Origin of the sequence: Chromobacterium subtsugae (assembly GCF_001676875.1) — a bacterium.
GTDB lineage: Bacteria > Pseudomonadota > Gammaproteobacteria > Burkholderiales > Chromobacteriaceae > Chromobacterium > Chromobacterium subtsugae.
On sequence record NZ_JYKA01000009.1, the window covers coordinates 66,401 to 87,846 of the forward strand.

16 protein-coding genes are annotated in these 21,446 nt (G+C 65.8%); 7 read left to right on the top strand and 9 right to left on the bottom strand.

The genetic code is table 11. The features are described 5' to 3' along the window. The 5 genes from MY55_RS13025 to MY55_RS13045 form a co-directional block, all read right to left on the bottom strand. On the bottom strand, positions 1 to 1,239 hold the full coding sequence (locus MY55_RS13025) for an ACP S-malonyltransferase (RefSeq protein ID WP_065202480.1): 1,239 nt from the start codon (positions 1,237 to 1,239) through the stop codon (positions 1 to 3). After that, entirely contained in the window at positions 1,236 to 5,672 is a 4,437-nt protein-coding gene (locus tag MY55_RS13030) for an AMP-binding protein (RefSeq protein WP_065202481.1), read from the bottom strand. Before MY55_RS13030 ends, MY55_RS13025 begins: the two co-directional genes overlap by 4 nt. 3 nt (positions 5,673 to 5,675) lie before the next feature. Then, complete coding sequence (locus MY55_RS13035; protein WP_065202482.1) at positions 5,676 to 7,241, bottom strand: amino acid adenylation domain-containing protein; 1,566 nt, start codon at positions 7,239 to 7,241, stop codon at positions 5,676 to 5,678. Positions 7,242 to 7,414: 173 nt separating this feature from the next. Then, positions 7,415 to 8,578 carry an acyl-CoA dehydrogenase family protein gene (locus MY55_RS13040; protein WP_043579136.1) on the bottom strand — a complete coding sequence of 388 codons (1,164 nt, stop codon included), beginning with the start codon at positions 8,576 to 8,578 and terminating at the stop codon, positions 7,415 to 7,417. Beyond that, positions 8,571 to 8,822 carry an acyl carrier protein gene (locus MY55_RS13045; RefSeq protein ID WP_047237357.1) on the bottom strand — a complete coding sequence of 84 codons (252 nt, stop codon included), beginning with the start codon at positions 8,820 to 8,822 and terminating at the stop codon, positions 8,571 to 8,573. Before MY55_RS13045 ends, MY55_RS13040 begins: the two co-directional genes overlap by 8 nt. Before the next feature lie 920 nt (positions 8,823 to 9,742). On the opposite strand from MY55_RS13045, the gene MY55_RS13050 reads away from it, so the two are divergent. The 5 genes from MY55_RS13050 (at position 9,743) to MY55_RS13070 (ending at position 15,528) form a co-directional block, all read left to right on the top strand. After that, positions 9,743 to 10,189, top strand: a complete 447-nt coding sequence (locus MY55_RS13050; protein ID WP_047237358.1) for a hypothetical protein — start codon at positions 9,743 to 9,745, stop codon at positions 10,187 to 10,189. 36 nt (positions 10,190 to 10,225) lie between these two features. After that, complete coding sequence (locus MY55_RS13055; RefSeq protein WP_065202483.1) at positions 10,226 to 12,133, top strand: GMC family oxidoreductase; 1,908 nt, start codon at positions 10,226 to 10,228, stop codon at positions 12,131 to 12,133. After that, positions 12,123 to 13,271, top strand: a complete 1,149-nt coding sequence (locus tag MY55_RS13060; protein WP_052258271.1) for a ferritin-like domain-containing protein — start codon at positions 12,123 to 12,125, stop codon at positions 13,269 to 13,271. The genes MY55_RS13055 and MY55_RS13060 overlap by 11 nt, the downstream gene beginning before the upstream one ends. Positions 13,272 to 13,431: 160 nt before the next feature. After that, entirely contained in the window at positions 13,432 to 14,490 is a 1,059-nt protein-coding gene (locus tag MY55_RS13065; protein ID WP_047237360.1) for an RNA methyltransferase, read from the top strand. A 102-nt stretch (positions 14,491 to 14,592) separates the two neighbouring features. Then, on the top strand, positions 14,593 to 15,528 hold the full coding sequence (locus tag MY55_RS13070) for a hypothetical protein (RefSeq protein ID WP_043579131.1): 936 nt from the start codon (positions 14,593 to 14,595) through the stop codon (positions 15,526 to 15,528). Positions 15,529 to 15,598: 70 nt separating this feature from the next. Here MY55_RS13070 and MY55_RS13075 read toward each other — a convergent pair whose 3' ends face one another. The 3 genes from MY55_RS13075 to MY55_RS13080 form a co-directional block, all read right to left on the bottom strand. Beyond that, positions 15,599 to 16,567 carry a CgnE/CgnB domain-containing protein gene (locus MY55_RS13075; RefSeq protein ID WP_208856042.1) on the bottom strand — a complete coding sequence of 323 codons (969 nt, stop codon included), beginning with the start codon at positions 16,565 to 16,567 and terminating at the stop codon, positions 15,599 to 15,601. Between the two features lie 86 nt (positions 16,568 to 16,653). Then, positions 16,654 to 16,785, bottom strand: coding sequence for a hypothetical protein (locus MY55_RS24455; RefSeq protein ID WP_043579129.1), 132 nt, complete (start codon positions 16,783 to 16,785; stop codon positions 16,654 to 16,656). 240 nt (positions 16,786 to 17,025) lie between these two features. Then, positions 17,026 to 18,528, bottom strand: a complete 1,503-nt coding sequence (locus tag MY55_RS13080; RefSeq protein ID WP_043579128.1) for an alanine/glycine:cation symporter family protein — start codon at positions 18,526 to 18,528, stop codon at positions 17,026 to 17,028. A gap of 296 nt (positions 18,529 to 18,824) precedes the next feature. On the opposite strand from MY55_RS13080, the gene MY55_RS13085 reads away from it, so the two are divergent. Further along, positions 18,825 to 19,151 (top strand): hypothetical protein, encoded by a 327-nt coding sequence (locus MY55_RS13085; RefSeq protein ID WP_047237366.1) that lies wholly within the window; start codon positions 18,825 to 18,827, stop codon positions 19,149 to 19,151. Positions 19,152 to 19,229: 78 nt separating this feature from the next. Here MY55_RS13085 and MY55_RS13090 read toward each other — a convergent pair whose 3' ends face one another. Further along, entirely contained in the window at positions 19,230 to 19,976 is a 747-nt protein-coding gene (locus tag MY55_RS13090; protein ID WP_052258268.1) for a hypothetical protein, read from the bottom strand. Positions 19,977 to 20,458: 482 nt separating this feature from the next. Between MY55_RS13090 and MY55_RS13095 the strand changes: the two genes are divergently transcribed. Then, on the top strand, positions 20,459 to 21,445 hold the full coding sequence (locus tag MY55_RS13095) for a hypothetical protein (protein ID WP_052258266.1): 987 nt from the start codon (positions 20,459 to 20,461) through the stop codon (positions 21,443 to 21,445). The last annotated feature ends 1 nt before the right edge of the window (position 21,446 follow it).

A 21,446-nucleotide genomic window follows, 5' to 3' on the forward strand; every position in this document is an offset into this window, starting at 1 on the left:
TCAACCCTCCGCCGCCTCGTGCAGGCTCTGCAGCCTCGCTTGCGCCATCGCCGGCGCGTCGCCTCCCTGCGCCGCGGCGATCTCCAGCCACTGCCGGGTGCGCTGCAGCAGGAAAGCGCAGTCTTCCCGGCTGGGCGTCTCGCCCAGCGCCCTTTGCCCGATTTCTTCGCGGATCTTCCGCAGCTGCCGCGCCGCCTGCTCGTCCACGGCGGCGGGCAATGGCTCGCCGTACAGGTGGGAGCGGCAGTGCCGGACGAAATGTTCGCGCCGGCGTTCCGGCGCGCTCCTCTCCTCGGCCAGCGCCAGCAGGTCGCCCGGCTCGCACACCGGCAGCATCGGCAAGCCCGCGCGCTGGACCAGATAGCTCAGCACCGACTTCGGCGAGATTTCCAGATAGCGGGTGACGCCGTTCCGCGCCGCGTATTGCAGGCTGCGCAGCCATTGCACCGGCGACGTCAGGTGCTGCAGGATCGAATCCTTCAGGCCCGACGCCGGCAGCTCGGCGGCGCTGACGTTGCAGATCAGCCGGGAAAGCAGCGGCCGCGGCTGGTCGGCTGGCGGCAGAAAGTCCAGCGCCGCCTCCAGTTGCGCCCGCGCCTCCTCCATCAGCGGCGAGTGGAACGGACCGCCTATCCTCAGCGGATAAAACAGGCCGCCCAGCGCCTCGATCCGCGGCGCGAAGCGGCGGATCTCCGCCATTTCGCCGGACACCGAAGCCTGGTCGAACGCGTCGACGGCCGAGACGTAAATCTTCAGCCCGTCCTCGCGCCTGGCCTTTTCCACCTCCCGCTCCACCGTCTCCGCCGGCACATGCAGCACCCAGCACATCTCCCCTTGCTGGAAAGTGCGCGCGCATGACTCGGCCGCCTGCGCGCGCAGGCTCACCACCCGCGTCAGCGTGGCCAGGTCCAGATAGCCCGCCGCGCACAGGGCCGGGTACTGGCCCAGGCTATGCCCCATCACGAAATCGGGCATCCATCCGCAGCGCTGGCGCAGTATCCGGGCGATGGCCACCGTGGTGGCGGTCAGCGCCAGCTGGGCAGTGCGCACCTGCTTCAGCTCGTCGCGGCGGCCGCCGTGGATCACCGCGTCCAGGTCCAGGCCGGCCAGGTCCGACACCTCTTCCAGGCACGCGCGGTATTCGGGATAGGCGCGGAATCCGGCGAACATGTCGGCCTGCTGCGCGCCGACGCCCGGAAACAGGAATACGGTCTTCGCCGAATCGATATCGGTTTTCATGCTGAAACTCCGTGAATGATGAGATCGAGCTCCGCCTGCTCCAGCCGGCACAAGGGGAAGTCAGACGGCAGCAGCGCGGCTTCGGGCCGCAGCTCGCCGTCCTGCGGCGCGGCGCGCCAGGCGGACAGCCGCGCATCCAGCGCGGCCAGCCAGCGGCGCGCGTCTTCCTGGCCGGCGCCGGGCAGCCCCAGCCGCAGCTCGATGAACACCGAGCCGGACTCGCGGCAATCGCGGATCAGCAGGTCGAAATCGGCCACGCTGGCCTCCTCCGGGTGCCGGAAGCCGCCCGACAGTTCCGCAAGCAGCTGGAAGTGGCGCCAGGCGCCGTCGCCGCCCAGGCCGGCACCGATGTCGTTGACGCAGACCGTCGGGCGCTCGCCGCCGCCTGCCAGGCCCAGCTGGCCGCGCCAATCCTGCCCGCGCTCATGCAGCCGGGCTTTCAGTTCGCGCAGGAAGCCATGGGGGCGCGGCTGCGGCTGGCCGAGGCTCAGGCGGTTGAAGCCGGTGAACCAGCCGACGGCGCCCGCCAGCTGGGCCGCCCACCCGGCAGGCGTTTCAGCCTCGGCGAAGCAGCGGCCATGGTTTTCGAACAACGCGACCGGCCGCGCCGGCAGCAGGCCTTGCTCCTGGATGGTTTCCAGCAAGGCCGCGGCGATCAGCGCGCCGCGCTCGGCCTTGAAGCGCCGCTCCATTTCGCGGATGTCGGCGCCGGACGCCGCCAGCGCCGCGCTGACCGGCGCGCAAGCCGGCGCGGCCGGTTCGGCGCGGCGCTCAGGCGCGGCCGCGCCATGGTCGCGCAGCCATCGTCCCCACAGGAAAGCGCCTTCCTCAGGCGGCGCATCGCCGGCGGGCGGCGCGTCGGCGGCCAGCGCCAGGTCCAGTTCGTCCAGCAGGTAAATCCACGAGTGCACGTCGCACAGCAGATGGTGGCAAATCCAGATCAGATGGCTGTCGCCCGACGCCGGGTCAAGCACCACCTGATGGACGCTGGGCCGCGTCTCCAGGCTGACGGCTTCCTGCAGCTTCAGCAGCCGGTCTTGCAGGCTTTCGCCGGCAGACAGCGCATGGACGCCAGTCGCCGGGGCGGCCTCGGCGGCGAAACGGCATGCGCCGGCATCCGGCCTCATCCGCAGCGCGAAGATCGCGTGCCGCGACTGCACCGCCGCGACGGCCGCGTCGACGCGCTCCGGCGCGAGGGACGGCTGCAGCCGCAACACGATGCCCTGCTGCAGCCGGTCGCCATGCCGGAAGCCTTGGCCGCGGAACCAGCGCGCGCCAGGCAGATGGCCGATCCAGTCCGCCTGCGCCGCCTCCGCGGCGCCGGCTTCCGCAAACCGCGAAGCGCCGGCGCAGGCTTTTTCCAGCACCGCGCCCAAAGGCTCCGCGGCCAACAGCTCCGCGGCGCCGACGCGCACGCCTTGCTTCGCCAGCAACGCCGCCAGCCGGATCGCCTTGATCGAGTCGCCGCCCTGCTCCAGGAACGACGCTTCCAGCCTCGCCCGCTGCGGCCAGATCGGCGCCAGAAAGGCCTGGTCCAGCCAATCCGGCAACGCGTAATCGCGCGGCGCAGGCTCGCCAGCGGCGCGCGCGGCTTCGTCGCTTGCCGCCAGCTGGGCCTCGGCGGCGGCGATGAGCGCCGCGGCGTCCACCTTGCCGTTGGCGTTGACCGGCCACGGCGCCACCGCGCAATACAGGCCGGGCAGCCAGGCGTCGGGCAGTTTTTCCCGCAGGCAGGCCAGGAATGCCGGATCGCCGGCCGGCAGCGCTTCGCTGCTGCACAGCGCCACGGTTTCGCGCCCGTTCGCGGACAGCTTCAGCGCCTTGAGCTTGCCGCCGCGCGTCAGGCCGCCGACGCGCGCCAGCGCGCCCTCCACCGCCTGTTCGATCTCCGCCGGGTGGATGCGGTGGCCGCGCACCTTGAACTCATCGTCGATGCGCCCCAGGCAATGCAACACGCCTTGCTCGTCGCTCAGGCCCAAATCGCCGGTGCGATACCAGCGGCCGTCGCCGCCGGACACGAACTTCGCCTCGGTCTGCGCCGGATTGCCGACATAGCCGTCCGCCAGCACCGGTCCGCCTATCCATATTTCCCCCTGGAAGCCCTGCGGCACGGGCTGGCCCCAGGCGTCGCGGATCGACATCCGCGCCATGCCCAAGGCCGCGCCTATCGGCATGATGGCGCCAGCCTCCAGCTCGGCCGCGGCCGCGCGGTCCACCGAATGCACGCAGCAGCCCACCGTCGCCTCGGTCGGGCCATATTCGTTGATCACCCGGCTCCCCGGCGGGAAAACCGCCAGCGCCTGGCTCACCAGCGCCATCGACAGGTTTTCCCCGCCGACGACGAAAGTCAGCGGCCCGCGCCGGGGCGGGCTGTGTTCGGCCAGCAGCGCCAGATGCGACGGCGTGCATTTCACGCCGGTCAATTCTTCGTCGGCCAGCAAGGCCTGCAGCAAGGCCGGCTGCTCGCGGATGTCCGCTTCCCGCGTCTGGATGAAGCCGCCGGACAATACCGGCGCCAGGATGCTGGTCTGGGTGAGGTCGAAGCCGAAAGAGGTGAACAGCGGCGCGCTGAACGGCCGCTCCGCCGCATAGTCGGCGGTAGCCGCCAACGCGTAGCAGGCCAGCGCCTCTGGCGATATCACCACGCCCTTGGGCTCGCCGGTGGAGCCGGAGGTGTACAGAATGTAGGCGGGATCGCGGCTCGCCGGCGCGTCCGGCAGGGCTTCGGCCGCCGGCCAGCCGTCCGGCTCGCGCGCGGCGAGCAGCAGCGGCAGGCCCAGCGCCCGCGCCAGCGCCTGGTCGGCCTCGGCGTGAACGCACAGGCCGGCGCCGGAATTGCGGGCGATGGTCAGCAGGCGCGCGCTTGGCGTGCTGGGGCAAACCGGCACCACCGTCACGCCCGCCATCAGGCAGGCCAGGTAGGCGAGCGTGGTCTCCGGCGCGCGCCGGCCCAGGATCAGCACCGGACGCCCGGCGTCGCGCCGGCGGCGCAGTTCGGCGCTGAAACGGCGGATCCACCGCAGGCCCTGGCCATAGCTCAGCGCCTCGCCACCGTCGCCCGGCTTGAACAGGCAGCGGTCGGCGTGGCGCGCGAACGCCTCTCGCAAATGAACGCCGATCGGCAGGGCCGGAACGGCATCCGCGCCGTCCGCCGGCTCGCCCAGCAGCTGCGCGGCGGCTTCCAGCGCGTAGTCGGCCACGGTTTGCAGGAAGGCGCGGCACTGCGCCGCGCTCCATTGCTGGCGGAAGTCGGCCTCCAGCTTGAACTGCCCGCCATCGAAGCGATCATGGATGTGGATGGTGGCGAACAGCGCCTCCACCGCCTGCAGGTGGTCGATTTCCACCTGGGCGCCGGACACGCTGGCCTGGAACACGCCGGTCTGGTACGAAACGCCGAAGGCCGGAACGATGCGCTGCCACTGCGGCGTCGCGAATTCGCCCCAGCGGATGCCGGGCGCGTAGCGCGAATGCGCCACCGCCTTCAGCAGCCGCTTCTCCAGCGCCCGGTAGCTGTCGGCCACCGCCGGGCCGTCCGACCGGAGCACCGGAACCAGAACCGGCGCCACCGCCATGGCGACGGTACGTTTATCCTCCTGGCTCCAGCGATTGAGCATGGGCGCCTGCAACAGCACGCCGTCGCCATCCTCCACCGCCATCTGCGCATGGGCGACGGCGGCGAAAAACAGGCGGAAAACCGAGCCGCCGCCGTTCTTGAAGCGGCGCAGCCGCGCATTGTCCGCATCGCTCAATGCCAGCCGGACGCGCCGGGACAGCGCCTCCGCTCCGCGGTAGTCGCCGATAGGCGATCGGCGCGAGGCCGGCGGCGCGGTTTCTGCGAACGCGCCGCGCCAGTATTCGCCATCCCGCTCCCGGCGGCGCGAGCCCTCATAGGCCCGCTCGCCGTCGGCGATGACGGAAAACGCGGGGGACGCCAACGGCGCCGGCGCGCGGCCGCCATCTTCCAGCGCATTGGCCAGATGCTCCATCACCAGCGCCAGCGCCGCGCCGTCCGCCGCGGCGTGATGAGCCTTCACGAACCAGCCCGAACGCTCCGGGTCGAAACGCACCGCGAATATCTTGATCGGCGTCTGCGCGAGGTCCTCGTCCAGCAGCAGCTGGCGCCGGGCCCAGCCGGCGAACGCCTGCTCCGGATCGGGATGGCGGCTGAAATCCATGCTCTCCACCGCGCTTTGCGGCCGCGCATGGCGCACGCCGTGCCACGCCGCGCCCTCGCCGTCGGCGACGAAGCCGATGCGAAACGCGTCCTGCGCGTCCCGCACCGCCGCGCCGGCCCGCGCCAGGCTCTCCAGCGACACCTGACCGCTCAGGCGCGCCACGCCGCCCAGGAAAAACGGCCGGCCGGACAGATGGAACGCCTCCATCGTGAAAACCGCCTGCTGCGAACGGGACAATTCAAAAGTGAGCGCATCCATCGATCAAACCACCGTCTCGCTGAAAAAACGTTCGCGCATGGCCGCGGCAATGGCCTTGCGGTCCAGCTTCCCCGAACTGTTCCTGGGCAGCCCGCCGGCTTGCCAATAGCGCGCCGGCAGCATGTAGGCCGGCGTTTGCGCGGCGAGGAAGCGGCGCAAGTCCTGGGCGTCGAGCGCCTCGGCGCCGGCGACGATGGCGGCCACCAGCCATTGCTCGGCGTCCGCGTCCTCCACCACGCAAGCGACCGCCTCGGTAATGGCCGGATGGTTGAGCAGGTGGTGCTCGATCTCGCCCAGCTCGATGCGCAAACCGCGCAGCTTCACCTGCGTATCCTTGCGGCCCTGGCAGAAAAAGCGCTCCCCGCCCTCGCACCAGCCCAGGTCCCCGGTCAGGTAGACGCGCTCGCGCAATTGCGGGTGGAAGACGAAGGCCTTGTCCGTCAGGTCTGGCCGGTTGCGGTAACCGTCGGCCAGGCAGATCCCGCTGATGGCGATCTCGCCGACCTCCAGATTGCCCTTCAGCGCCAGGGTGTCGGGATCGACGATATGCAGGCGGCAGCCGGTCAGCGCCGCGCCGATGGGAACGACATCCGGCGCCGGCTCGGCGCAATCGTAGAAACTGACGTCGATGGCCGCCTCGGTGGGACCGTACAAATTGGTCAGCAGGCAGCGCGAACCGAACGCCTGCTGGAATTGCTCCACCAGGCTGGCCTGCAGCGACTCCCCGCTCACATACACCTTGCGCAGGGCCGGCAGCGCCGAGCCGTCATATTGCAACTCCCGCAGCACCGGCTTGAGCAAGCTGGGGACAAAATGCACCAGCGTGATCTTTTCGCTTTCCAGCGCGGCGACGATGCCGCGCGGGAAGGACTCCAGCCCCGGCTGCAGCAAGTAAAGGCTGGAGCCGTTCAGGGCCGGCAAAAACAGCTCCCACAAGGACACGTCGAAGGTCAGCGCCGTTCTTTGCAGAATGATGTCCGCCGCCGTCGCCGCGCTGTGCTCTTGGTGCCACTGCAGGCGGTTGATCAGCGCGCCGTGGTTGACCAGCACGCCCTTGGGCGCGCCGGTGCTGCCCGAGGTGAAAATCAGATAGGCGGGGTCCGAGGCCTCCAGCCTGGGCGCGCCATCGGAAGGCCCAGCCTGCGGATCCGGATCGGCCTGGAAAATCCCCTCCAGCGCATCGCCGCGGATCAGCGCCAGGCCGGGCGCGGCCCGCGCGAACGCGTCCGCCTGCGCCTCGCCGCAAAACGCCAGCCGGCATTGGGCGGTCGCAAACATCGAAGCCATCCGGGCGGGCGGCGTCTTGGCGTCAATCGGGAAGTAAACGCCGCCGGCCAGCAACACCGCGTAGGCCGCCGTCAGGAAATCCGGACCGCGCTCCAGACCGATGGCGACGCAGTCGCCCCGCCGCAGGCCGCGCTGGTCCAGCAGATGGCGGGCCAGCCGCTGCGACCTGGCGTATAGCTCGTTCCAGGACAAAGAGCGCCCTTTGCCCCAGCGTATCGCCGGGTCCGGATTGCCTTTCGCCGTGCTTTCGAAAAAATCAGTGATCAGTCGGCTGCTTTTCATGACGCCGGATTCCTCGGATTGCCGCCGCGGCCTCCGCCGGCGCGCCGCGCCCGGCATGGCGAAAACGCCGGGCGATGGCGCGCCGAGCAAGCGCTTGCGACAAGCGGCTTGCCGGCGGAGCGGCTTGACTTGGATGGATGGGTTTCAGTGGGCGCGGCAGCGCGCGGCGCCGCTCACGAAGCGGGCTGAAGCGCGCCGTGGCCGTAGCGGTTGCAGACTTCCTTGCCGATCAGCATTTTCTGCAATTCGTTGCTGCCTTCGACGACCTGCAATATCTTCGCGTCCCGGTACAAACGGCTGACGCCGCTGCTTTCATCGCAGCCGTGGCCGCCATGGATCTGCACCGCCTTCGCCGCCGCGTCTCCCGCCTCTTTCGAGGCGAACAGCTTGGCTTGCAGAATTTGCTCCAGCGCGTCTTCCTCCCTGGCCTCTTTCGCTTGGGTGGCCGACAGGCAAATCAGCTGCGAAGCCAGCAGGCTGCCGGACATTTCCGCCAGATAGGCGCGGATGATGCCTTGGTCCGCCAGCAGCGTGCCGAAGGTGGAGCGGGAGCCGGCCCGGCGGGCCGACGCGGCCAGCGCCGCCTGCTGGATGCCCAGCGCGGCCCAGGCCACGCTGATGCGGCCGTAATCCAGCGCGCCGGTGGAGATGAGGCTTTGGCCGAACCCTGGCTTGCCGACGATATTCGTCTTGGGGATGCGGCAGCCGTCGAAATCCAGCACCGCCAGATACGCGCTCTTGAAGCCAAGCATGTTCTTCTTGGCGGTCACCGTCAGGCCGGGCGTATCCTTGGGCACCAGCACCGCGGTATCCAGCCCCTGGTATTTGCCGAACACCAGAAACAGGTCCGCTATCTGGGCGAAGGTGATCCAGCTTTTCTGCCCGCTGACGATCAGCTCATCGCCGCGCTCATCGAACCGGGTCGACAGATTTCTGGAGTCGCCGCCGGCGGAGACTTCGGTTTGCGCGAACGCGCCTATGATCTCGCCCTTCACCAGCGGCGCCAGAAAGCGCTGCTTCTGCTCTGGCGAGCCCCAGGTTTCCAGGGTTTTCAACACCATGGAATGGACATTCAACAGCCCAGTGAGCGAACCGCTGCCGGCGCCGATCGCCATGTTCAGCAAGCCGAACGTGGTGGCGTCGAAGCCCAGGCCGCCGCTTTCCTTCGCCGCCAACCCGCCCAGCCAGCCGTTTTCCGCCAGCTTTCGCACCACGGCCGCGGGCGTGGCTTCGCGCAAGTCCCAATCATCGGCATAAGGCGCGACTTCAACCGCCGCGAATCGCTCAAACTCTCGCAGCCACGCGTTTTGCGAAGGGGACAGAAAACGCTCAAGCATTTGCCGCCGCCTTTTGTTCCAGGAAATCGCACACTGCCCGGATGCTGGAGAAATTAGCGGTGTCCAGATCGTCGATTTCAACCTTGATCCGGAAATTCTTTTCCAGGAAGGCAATCAACTGAATAACGGCCAAAGAGTTGACCAAACCAGTTTCGAAGATATTGACCGACTCATCCAGATCCTGTTGCCCAGCCAATTTGCACAGGTATTCAGACACCAGACTTTTGCGCGCGGATACGTCCATTGCGATTTACCATTCCCTTTGCGAGTTTACATTCCATGGGGCCATTCCTTGCGGCCCCACAGCTGGCGGGCAGCCGTCCCAGCCATTGCCGATAATGACATTGGCAACGAAGCATATATCATCACAATGACAGTCGCAAGGTATTCAATTGGCATTTTTAACATGGCTGCAATCTCCCATAAAACATTGGGGAATGACGCCAATCCGCCCGCCCAGCAAGAACTTATCCTCTATCCGCCAGTCTCAGCCGGCCATGTAAACACACTGTTATAAACATGTTTTTTTCTCATGCCGCGTAATAGAAAAACCACCCCCTTCCCGTGCAACGAGGCTTCTGCCGTTTCCCTCCCCCCCACCCAAAGCCGGCGCCATTTGCGTCACCGGAAAACGCCTAATCCCGCGCATGGCTGATTTCCCGCCGCAGTAAAGCCAGCCACCCGCTTGCAAGGCGGCAGGGCCAGCTGCGGACGCGATCATCCATTTGATCGGATCCAGAGCTGGCCCTGCCTGTCATATTCGCCGCGTCTTGCCCCGCCGACGGAATGCCGCCCTTTATCTTGCGCGCATCCCCCCGCCCTTGAGTCCGACTCCGGAAAATCAAATAGATAGTGATATCAAGCTTGCGTAAAAGTACGAATTGAACAATGCGCAGCCATTACTTACAACAAACTTATCCATAAAAACAAACCGCATGATCGCGCGCCATTTCCCGGCATTGCCGGCCGCCTATACGCCGCCGGCGCAAAATAAACCGCAGCCATGCCGAAAAGATTGCCCGCGCGGCCATTCTGGAATCGCTCCTCAACGCCCTGCCCGCAGTGACGCCGGATTTTCCGGTCCTGCTCCTCCCCGGTCGCCGGCGGCCGCCCCCTGACGACGGCGCGCTCCGCCTCGCGCCCATCATTTGAAGGGAAGCGCCCATGAACGACCCGATACCCCTGTTTCTGGATATTTCATCCCAGCTGACCGGTTTCAGCGCGACCGAGCTGGAAGCCACCGGCATGGCCAGCCTCTACTGGGACACCGTCCTGCGCCAGAACCCCCCGGCCGATGTCGAAGGCTTCCTGTCCTGTTCGCGCAGAATCCTGCAGGAGGGCGGAGGCGATGAAACCGCCATCCACGAGATGATCGCCGCCCAGCTCTTTCCCGTCAGCCAGTTCGGCGGCCTCGCGCAGAACCTCATCAATCTCTGGTACCTGGGCCAATGGATTCCGGCCAACCAGAACTTAGGCCTGGCCATGCAGCACAACGTCAGCAGCGAGGCCTATGTGCAGAGCCTGGTCTGGCGCGCCGCCCAAACCCATCCGCCCGGCGCCAGGCAGCCCGGCTTCGGCTCCTGGGCGGAAAAGCCGCTCAATCCCAACTGATCCCGTGCGCAAGCACACCCATCAAGCGAGCCCATCATGCGCGACTCCCAATACGACGTTGTGATTGTCGGCACCGGCATCGCCGGCGCGGTGCTGGCCAAAAGCCTCACCCAGGCTGGCAAGCGGGTGCTGATGCTGGAAGCCGGACTGCAAGCCGGTCTGGAGCTGGACGCCGAATCCGCGTTCGCCAACTACCAGTCTTATGTCGACACCTTCCACTACAAGGCCAACCCGGCCACCAACGGCCCCTATCCGGCGCTGCAGGATGCCCCGACGCCCAATGTGCTGGACATCGCGCTGGGCGACCCGATGGACCAGACCGGCTACCTGGTGCAGATGGGTCCGCTGGCCTTCGGCAGCGACTGCCTGCGCACCCCGGGCGGCACCACGCTGCACTGGCTGGGCAATGTGCCGCGCATGCTGCCCAACGACTTCCGCATGCAGACGCTGTACGGCCGCGGCGTGGATTGGCCGATCAGCTACGACGAGCTCAAGCCCTACTACGAACTGGCCGAGCTGGAGATAGGCGTGTCAGGAGATGCGGCCGCCCAGGTCGGCCCGGACATGGGCCGCGCCAACTACGGCGCCGGCTACGTGTTTCCGATGCAGGCCATCCCGCAGTCGTACCAGGACAAGGTGTGGATCCGCAACGCCCAGGGCGCGAAGGTGCGGGTGGACGGCGCCGACTACGACGTCAGCTTCATCAGCATGCCGCAGGGGCGCAACTCCACCCCCAATCCGGACTATCCCTACTCCGCCATCGCCTGGGAGCCGGCCTCGCAGCGCTTCGCTCCGCAGCGAGTCGGCGCGCAGTATCAAGTCATAGGGTCCACCTGGTCGCCGTATACCGGCGAGCGCTGCGAAGGCAATGCCAGCTGCGTGCCGCTATGCCCGGTCCAGGCCAAGTACAATGCGCTGAAAACCCTGAAGCAGGCTGACCGCAGCCGGCTGACCATCCACACCCAGGCCGTGGCGTCCAAAGTGCGGATCGACCCGCAAAGCCGGCGGGTGACCGGCATCGAATACAAGCGCTACCAGAAGCCGGACGCCGGCGGCTACACCAACCATACCGCCGAGGGCACGCTGTACGTGCTGGCGGCCAACGCGCTGGAAAACGCCAAGCTGCTGCTGATGTCGGGGGCGGCCAACAGCAGCGACCAGGTGGGGCGCAACCTGATGGACCACCAGGTGATGCTGACCTGGGGGCTGTTCAAGCACGAAAAGGTCTATCCCTACCGCGGCCCGGGCTGTACCACCTACATCCCCACTTTCCGCGACGGCGCCTTCCGCAAGGATTTTTCCGCGTGGATCTCCCCGGTGGACAACTGGGGCTGGTCGTGGCCCGTTTTCTCGCCCGGCAGCGATCTAAGCGACGGCATGAACAAGGGCCTGTTCGGCAAGGCGCTGCGCGCCTATCTGGCCGACCGCGTGCCGCGCCAGGCGCTGTTGCATTTCGAGTGCGAACAGCTGCCCAGGCCGGAAAACCGCATCACCATAGACGAGCGCTTCCTGGACCGGCTGGGCAACCCCAGGCCGGTGATCCACTACTCGCTGTCCGACTACGAGCTCAGGGCCTTCGCCGCCGCCAAGGAAGCGTCGGACCAGATCTTCGCCCAGGCGCAGATCAAGGACTACACGCATTACCCCGCCAACGAGGGCGACCAGGACGTGGTGCAGTGGCAGGGCAAGACCTATCAGTTCTGGGGCGCCGGCCACATCGTCGGCACGCACCGGATGGGCAGCGAGGCGGCCAGCTCGGTGGTGAAGCCGACCCAGCAAACCTGGGACCACGACAATCTGTATCTGGTGGGCTGCGGCAATATGCCCACGCTGGGCACCTCCAACCCCACCCTGACCCTGACCGCGCTGGCCTTCATGGCCGCGGAAAACATCCTCAAGCAACTGGACTCGCCATCCCGCCAAGGAGACGCTCATGAGCAATGACTACCTCGTCCAGACCGCCCAGGGCCGCCGCCGCCAACGCCTGGTCCGTCCGCTGCAAAGCCCGCTGCAGGCGCTGCGCTTCACCGCCGAGCCGGCGGAGTTTCAAGTTAGCGGCACCATCAAAACCCTGCCGCAATTGCGCGAGCACCTGCAAACCGCCATCCAGCTGGAACACACCACCATTCCGCCCTACCTGACCACGCTGTACACGCTGGATGAACGCCGCAATCGCTTCGCCTACCAGGCGATACAAGGCGTGGTGATGGAAGAGATGCTGCACATGATCCAGGTTTGCAACATCCTCAACGCCCTTGGCGGCAGCCCGGCCATCAACACGCCGCACTTCATCCCGGAATACCCGGCCCCGCTGCCCCACAGCGACAACGCGTTCAAGGTGCCGCTGCAAAAATTCTCGCCCGACACCATAAGCGTTTTCCTGCAGATAGAAATGCCCGCGCCAAGCGACGCGCCGCCCGAGGCCAACCATTACAACAGCATCGGCCAGTTCTACGATGCCATCCGGCTGGCGATAGAGGAGCTGGACGCCGAAAACTGGCTGAAGCATGGCCGCAGCCTGTTTGACGAGTTTCCGGAAAAAGCCGGCTATCAAATCCTGCCCGAGCACTATTACGGCGGCGGCGGCAAACTGCTGGCAATCCGCTCGCTGGAAGACGCGCGGAACGCCATCGAGGAAATCATCGGCCAGGGCGAAGGCGTGGATGGCACCATCATCGATACCGACAGCATTGAGTTCGGCCAGGATGTCGAATACGCGCACTACTTCCGCTTCAACGAGATCAAGCACGCGCGGCGCTATCTGCCGGACGACAGCGCGCGCCTGCCGCCCACCGGCCCGGCCGTGGAGGTGGACTGGAACGCGGTCATCGACATGGCGCCCAACCCCAGGATGGCCGACTACCCGGAAGATTCGCCGCTGCGGCGGCAGTCCTGGGAATTCAACCGCACTTATTGCCAATTGCTGAACCTGCTGCACATCTCCTGCAACGGCAAGCCCGACCGGCTGGGCGAGGCGATACCGGTGATGTACCAGCTCAAGTACCAGGCCCAGGCCTTGCTCAACCTTCCCAACGGCGCCGGCCAAAGGGCGGGGCCAAGCTTCGAATACGTTCCGCTGTAAGCCCATGCCGGGTTAACAAAGGCGGCGCGGCCCACCGCGCCGCCTTCCCCAGCGCCCTCCCCGCCACAAAACCCGCCCGCCCGCGCCCATCTTGCGCTACCCTACGCGCCGTGAATCCAAACCCGCGGCCAAGAGCCGCGCCTGCGGCAAGAAACCAGACATGCGCATCCAGGAACTGCACCAAGCCCTAGCCGACATCGGCGCCCGCCCCTGCCACATCGGCCGTATCCATCGCGCCTGGCTGCAAGGCCTGCCGCTGGATGCCGGCACCAGCCGGCAAAAGAGCGAAGACTACTTCCCGCTGTCGGTGCGCAACGGCCTGCCGCCCATCGCCGCGCGGCTGGAAGCGCTGGCGCGCGTCCACTCGCGACACCCCGCCGCCGACGGCTCCTTGCGGCTATTGGTGGCGCTGGCCGATGGCCAGATGGTGGAAAGCGTGCTGCTACCACGGGACGGCTTGTGCGTATCCAGCCAAGTGGGTTGCGCGGTGGGCTGCACCTTCTGCATGACCGGCAAGTCCGGCCTGCTGCGCCAGCTGGGCAGCGCCGAAATCGCCGCGCAGGTGGCGCTGGCGCGCCGCATCCGCCCGGTGAAGAAAGTGGTGTTCATGGGCATGGGCGAGCCGGCGCACAACCTGGACAATGTGCTGGAAGCGATAGACTGGCTGGGCACCGATGGCGGTATCGGCCACAAGAACCTGGTGTTTTCCACGGTGGGGGACCCGCGCGTGTTCGAACGGCTGCCCCAGCAGCGCGTCAAGCCGGCGCTGGCGTTGTCGCTGCACACCACCCGCGCCGACCTGCGCCAGCAGCTATTGCCGCGCGCGCCGCGGATAGACCCGGCCGAGCTGGTGGCGCAGGGCGAAACCTACGCCCGCCTCACCGGCTACCCCATTCAGTACCAGTGGACGCTGCTGGCCGGCATCAACGACAGCCAGCAAGAGATGGACGCCATCGCGCGCCTGCTCAAGGGCAAATTCGGCGTGCTCAACCTGATTCCCTACAACAGCCTGGAGGCCGACAGCTTTCAGCGCCCCGCCGCCGAACGCATAGAAGAAATGAAGCGCTATCTGCACGGCCAGGGCGTGCTGACCAAGGTGCGCGACTCCGCCGGCCAGGACATTGACGGCGGCTGCGGCCAGCTGCGCGCGCGGACGGCGCACGTGATAGACGCCAGCCGGCTATCGCGGCGGGAGCAGGCCGGCATAGCCCGCGCGTAAGCCGTCCATCCCGCGGCAGGCCAGGCGCGGCAAAAAACCGCATCGCATCCAAAATGCATTAACATCCAAAGTTGCCGAACCATATGCAATGGAGATGCCACCATGCCTGCCCGCAACGCCCCGCCCGTAGTCGACCTGCTTGCCATGCAGCCGGGCGACATCATTCTTTCGCGCAGCGTCTCGTCCGACCGCAAATTGATTTTCGCGCAACGCGTGCTGCACCCGACCCGCGACCTGCTGCGCGCCCGCAGGGAGTTTTGCACCCATGCCAGCGTATACCTGGGCCACGGCCTGCTGGTGGAAGCGGTGCGCGATGGCATCGCCCTGCGCGCCCTTAGCCTGAAAGCAGACGACTTCTTCCACGATGCGCCCGCCGCGCTCTCGCCTGACGCCGCGCCGCCAAAACTACGCGTCAACTATCGCCCGCAGGCCGACGGCTATGAATATTTCCGGGTAGTCCGACTGAAACAGGACGCCGCCGCCCTGGGCCGAGGCATCGCCCAAACCGCGCTGGACTTATGGGGCGGGGATTACGCCAGCGTGAAGGAATTCCTGAAGTTTCTGCCCTTGCATCCGGCCACGGGGAAGATCAGCGGCGGCGCAAAGGAACAAGGCGAGATGTTCTGTTCGCAACTGGTTTGCCATGCCTACCATGCCAACGGCGCGCGGCTCCACGCCGGCAATCTGGCCAAAAGCCCGATGTCGCTGCGGCCCGACCACTGCCGCCAGCTTGGCTGGCCGCATACCACGCCGGTGGCGACGCAATATCCGCTGCCGGAGCTGGCGCAAACCGAAGTCGGCTTCTACTTGATAAGCCGGGCCGCGCTGATCAATGCCTTGCCGATGCGCAAGACCCTGTTTTCCATCCACGCGCTGCTCACTCCCGGCGGCCAGCCGCTGACAAGTGAACGGCACACCCATGCCAGTGAAATCGCCGGCCAGATCGACGCGCTGGACCAGCACTGGGCTGCGTTGCACCTGCCCCTGGAACAGAAACTGCAGCGCCTGACCGGCATGCTGGCCACGGCCGGCGCATAGCTGGCCGGCCCGTCCGCAAGAAAGGCCGCCCGCGGCGGCCTGAAAGCGGATGCCCCGCCAGCGCCCGCGGTTAGATCAGAAAGCCGTCGTCGAAAAACGACGTGCCGTCAAAACTCAGCCGGCCGTTGGCAAAGATCAGATCCAGGTGGTGGCTGCCCAGCACGCCGCCGCCCAGCCCCAGGTGCAGGCCGGGATGGCGCTCCTCGAAGCCGGCGTTCAAGCCGTACAGGCCCTTCACCCCGCAATTGGTGCCGATGCCGAACTCCTCCACCGTGCGGTTGCCGGCATTGGCCGCCAGGTATTTGTCGAAATCGGCGGCGAAGCGCGCGTCGTCGCAAGAGAAATCCACTACCTGGCTGGCGCGTATGCGGATGGAAACGAAATCCCGCACCACGCCGTATTTGACGGCAAAGGGGATGGTGCTGAGAAAGGCGCCGCTGAAACGCACTTCGCCGTCCAGATCGCGGATGGTGGTGGCGATCTCGCCGGGCGTCAGGTCGACATTGCCGTCGCCGTCTATCGAAGTCCAGGCCTGCTCCGGGCCGATGGAGCCAGTTAGCCGGCCGCCGTCCGCTTGTTCAAACACCACCTGCCGCGACTCCTTGGCCAGCGCCATCAAGCGGTGGTTGCGCGCGGCGATGCTGGCGCGCGGCTCGGCGAACGCCTCATGAAAGTGCGGACCGTAGTCCTTGAACAGGATGGATTTTTTCCAGTTGTCCTGCATGGTCTTCTTGATCGGCTGCAGAAACGCCGGCCCCAGGTGGCCAACCGCCTGCAGCGTGGATGAGCGGTACAGAAAGATGAACGCATCGCAGCGCGCTATCGCGTCGGCGATGTCGTCGGGCTGGGCTGTTTCCAGCGGCAGCAGCTGCGCGTCGCCGGGAAACTCGGCGGCGGCGCCGGCCGCGATGGCGCTGGCTATGCCCTGGTGAAACCCATCGAAACCCAGCAGCAGGCGCACCGGTTCGCCAGCCGCGGCCTTGTCCCTGACCGCGGGATGCAAGGCCAGGCAGGCATACATATTCTGTATGCTTCGCATATCATCATCGCTAGCGCGCATGAACCCCTCCCCAAAAACGGGGCCGCCCGGCCCCGTTCTGCAAAATGCGGATGAATGCCCCGGCTTCAGACCGGCCACAGCGCCGTGCCGAACGGCACAACCGCCTTGTCCTGCATCATTTCAACCGCTTCGGCGAAAGTTTCTTCCTGGAACCAGGCATCCAGTTCGATATCCTGGGTTTGGATGTTTTCGATCATTTTGCATCTCCTGTGTAGTTATCAAGAAAACACGGTCACGCCAGGGCAAACGCCCCGACAAGATTACAGATGCATATTTATTGAGGAAGTTCATGAATTGATAGTATTAGTAATGCTATCAAAGCCCGCGCTTTCTGACGAAATGGAATGACAAATACATCAATCTGCCTCGCCCGCAGCCCAGGCAAACCAAACGCCCGGACAAAGCCGGGCGTTTGGTTTTGATGCCGGCAAGCCGCGTCAGCTTGCCTTGACCGGAGCGGCTTCGCCGGCAGGCTGCTCGCCGGGCCGCTCCGCCGCCTGGTTGAGCTCGGCTCGGCCGCCGCTCCAATAGCCGGCATTGGCGATGCCCAGCCTTTCCGGGTGGAACACCGGGTCCAGCCCTTGCGCCTGCTGCGCTTCGTAGTCTTTCAGGCAGGCCAGAGCCGGCTTGCGCAACAAGATGATGGCGACGATGTTCAGCCAAGCCATCAGCCCCACGCCGATATCGCCCAGCCCCCAGGCCATGTCCGCCGTCTTCACCGCGCCGTACACCGTCGCCGCCATCAGGCCGATTTTCAGCGCGAACACCAGCCACGGCCGCTGCGCCTTGCGGTTGATGTAGGCGACATTGGTTTCCGCGATGTAGTAGTAAGCGATGATGGTGGTGAAGGCGAAGAAGAACAGCGCCAGCGCCACAAACACCGAACCGAAGCCCGGAAGGATGCTTTCCATCGCCGTCTGCACATAGCCGGGGCCGGCAGCCACCCCGGCGATGCCGGTGTACAGCGCCTGGCCGTCCGGGCCCTGCACATTGTATTGCCCGGTGATCAGCAGCATGAAAGCGGTGGCGGAACAGACGAACAGCGTGTCGATGTACACCGAAAACGCCTGCACCAGGCCCTGTTTGGCCGGATGGCTGACCACCGCCGCGCTGGCCGCGTGCGGGCCGGTGCCCTGGCCGGCCTCATTGGAATAAATGCCGCGCTTCACGCCCCACTGGATGGCGAAGCCCAGAATCGCCCCCATGCCGGCCTCCAGGCCGAAAGCGCTCTTGAAGATCAGCGCCACCACGCCCGGCAGTTGTTCGATATTCAGCGCGATCACCACGCAGGCGACAATGATGTAACCCAGCGCCATGAAAGGCACCACCGCCCCGGCGAACACCGCGATCCGCTTGACGCCGCCAAAAATGATGAAGCCCAGCATGATGGCCAGCACCGCCGCCGACACCGAAGGCGCGATGCCGAAGGCCGACTGCATGGAGTTGGCGATGGAATTGGACTGAATGCCCGGCAACAGCAAGCCGGTGGCCACAACCGTGGTGATGGCGAACAGCCAGGCATACCACTTCTGCCCCAGGCCTTTTTCAATGTAGAACGCCGGCCCGCCGCGGTACTGGCCGTCTATCTTTTCCTTGTACACCTGGCCCAGCGTGGATTCGACAAAGGCGGAGCTGGCCCCCAGGAACGCCACCATCCACATCCAGAACATGGCCCCCGGCCCGCCGAAAGTGATGGCGGTGGCCACCCCGGCGATATTGCCGGTGCCCACCCGCCCCGCCAGCGTCATGGCCAGCGCCTGAAACGACGACACGCCCGAACTGCTGCTTTGGCGATTGAACATCAGCCGCAGCATCTCGCGAAAATGCCGCATCTGTAAAAAGCGGGTGCGCACCGAAAAGTACAAGCCCACGCCCAGGCACAGGTAAATCAGCGCCGGGCTCCAAACCACGCCGTTGACGGCGTTGACCAAATCATCCATCGGGTTCTCCTCTGTAAACGAAGGCCGGCAATCAGCTTTTTTTATGATTCCGCGCGCTGACTGTCCGTACTGAACCGACAAGATAATGAGCAAACCACCGCCAACTCCAGTAAATGGATTGTAAAAATCATCAATTACAACAAATTGCGCGCAATGCGCTTGCCGCCGCCATAAAAACCTGACGGCATATGGAGCAAACACTCCAATCCATCTCCCGCCCCGCCCGCCCAAACGCGGCGGCTCCTGCCGCGTGGTATAGTGGCGGCCGAATCGTTTGACACCAAAGGACCATGCCGATGCCCACCCCCGTCCGCCTGGCGGCCGCCATGCTGCTGGCCGCGCTTTGCGGCTGCCAGCAGCAGCAAAAAATCAAGGCCAGCTACCACTGCGCAGACCAGGTGACATTCCGCTACGACCGGCAAAGCCAAACCGTGGAGCTGACCCGCAACGGCCAAAGCTACCAGGGCATCATGGATGAAAAAGGCTTGCTGACCTGGCCCAAGGCCAATGCCGGCCAGGCCCTGCCGGACAGCTTCTTCATCTCCCGCAAAACGCCGGACCAGATGAAGCTGTACGGCGGCTTCGCCGGCACCGGCAAAGCCTGCCGGCAAGACCCCGGCTGAACGAGCCCGGCCAGATAAATGAAAATGCCGCCCGCCCTGCGCGGGCGGACGGCATTCAGGCCGGCGAAACCAGCCGGTTTAATGCGTCGGCAGCTGATTCCAGGCGCGGGTCACCGACTGATTGCTCTGGCCGTAGAAAGTGACGGTTTGCGCCGCCGGGTCGGAAGTGATCTTCCACAAATAGCGCGTGCCCTGCAGCTCCTGCTGCGCCACCTGCTTGCCCGACGCATCGTAGGCCACCAGCCCCAGCGAAACCCGGTTGTCGATGTACGAATACGCCCAGTAGGTCAGCCCGTTGTAGCGGATCACGTTGCAAGTCGAGCTCTCGCCGTCAGGCGTGGGCGAATTGGGCCCGGCCATGAAGGCCACCTTCATCCCCGCGGGGATGGCCGGATGGGTGCTGACGTTGACGGTTTCAATCTGCGGCCCACCCGGCTGCACGGTGATGGGAATGCCGGTGCCCGGCGAGCCCGCGCCCTCGGTGAACCACACCACGCCATTGCCCGCAGCGCCGCTGCCGGCCTTTTGCGCGCCGCCGTTCACATTGAGCGCGAAGCTCCACGGCCCGCCCCAGTTGACCCCCACCGCCACCAGCTCGTAGTCGCCGCTGGGCAGGTTGACCGAATAGGTGCTGTTCAACGGCCCGTTCACGCCGTTTTGCACCGCCGGCTCGGTGTAAGCCCCCTGATTGATATTCACCGTGACATTGACGGCATTGCCGTTGCCGCTTTGGATATGCGCCAACTGGTAGCTGGCGCCCCATTGGTAAGCCAGCACATACAGCTCGTTGTCGCTTGCGGTGATATGGATGGTATTGGACGACATGGCATGCTCCTGGAGGATTGAGGATGAGACATGACAGCGCGAATCCGTCGAAAACAGCCGGCCATCGCTTGCGGGAAGGTCGGAAATCCATCCCGGATACCTAACAGGGAAGATGGCGGGTTTGACAGGCGGAGCCTATTGCAGCCAGCTAAATCACACCAGCATGTCCGCCACTGTGAGCGCATGCGTTCATCGATTCAAGCTAGTACGAACACCTACCCGCAAAGCGGATTCGGCAAACACACGGCGCTCCGGGCCTGACTGTTGGGCCAGCGCCCATGCATCGCCATCGCGCCCCACCAGGCAGCCGCATAAGCTATTGATTTTGCCAAGTTCCCGCTGACTGCCAATTGGGACAGGCCGAATCTGCAGCCCAGCAACTACGATCATCAGAAGCATGGCAAAGTCCGGCCGGCACGCACACCGTTCGCATCAGCGCTTCAGGAAACACCCCGTCTTCACCTTTATCACAAGGAGCAAGCATGGCAATCCTGACCAAGGCATGGATCAGGCAATTTCTGCGCGGCGTCGCCCTGCTGGCGGCGCTAGGCGCGTCGGCGTCGCAGACCGAAGCCGCCGGCCTCACCGCCGCCAGCGCCCACCGCCCGGCCAGCGTCCCGGCCAACTACGTGGTGACGCCCTTCGGCTATTTCCACCCTTCCTGCGTGCAAGAGATCAAACCCGGCGAAAAACTGCTGGCCGACGGCCGCGTCCAGGCTGAAAACGGCGGCGTCCGCCCCGGCGCCAGCTGCCGCCATCCGCGCTACAACGCGCGCGGCGAAGCGGTGACGGCAGACAGCGCGCCCCGCCCGGGCGCCGCCTCCACGCAGGACGCGGTAAACGGCTGGGTGGAAGACACCGACCTGGTCACCTCGTCCGCCTACAGCGGCATCAACGCCAGCTGGGCGGTGCCCGCCGCGCCGGCCAGCAATGACGGCCAGGTGGTGTACTTCTTCCCCGGCCTGCAAGACAGCAACAATGTGCAAAGCATCCTGCAGCCGGTGCTGGGCTGGAATGCCTTTGGCGACAGCGCTTGGACCATCGCCAGCTGGAACTGCTGCCGGGACGGCGCGGTGAACTACAGCACGCCGCAAACGGTGAACAGCGGCGACCAGATCGTCGGCACCGTGCAAAACAACTGCGCCGCCGGCGCCGCCACCTGCAGCACCTGGAACATCAACACCAAAGACGTCACGCTGAACGTGTCCAGCGCGCTTAACCGCACCAGCAACTACGGCCAAACCTTCAACTGGGCCTTTGGCGGCGTGCTGGAGGTATACGGGGTGGCCAGCTGCGGCGACTACCCGCAGGACGGCGCCATCAGTTTCAGCAACATCCAGCTGTTCGACGTCAACAAAAAGCAGATCACCCAGCCGGCCAGCCTGGCCTGGAGCCCCAACGTCATGCAGCAAAGCAGCTGCAACCTCAACTCCAGCGCCACCCCGTCCGTCAGCACGCTGAGCTACTGAC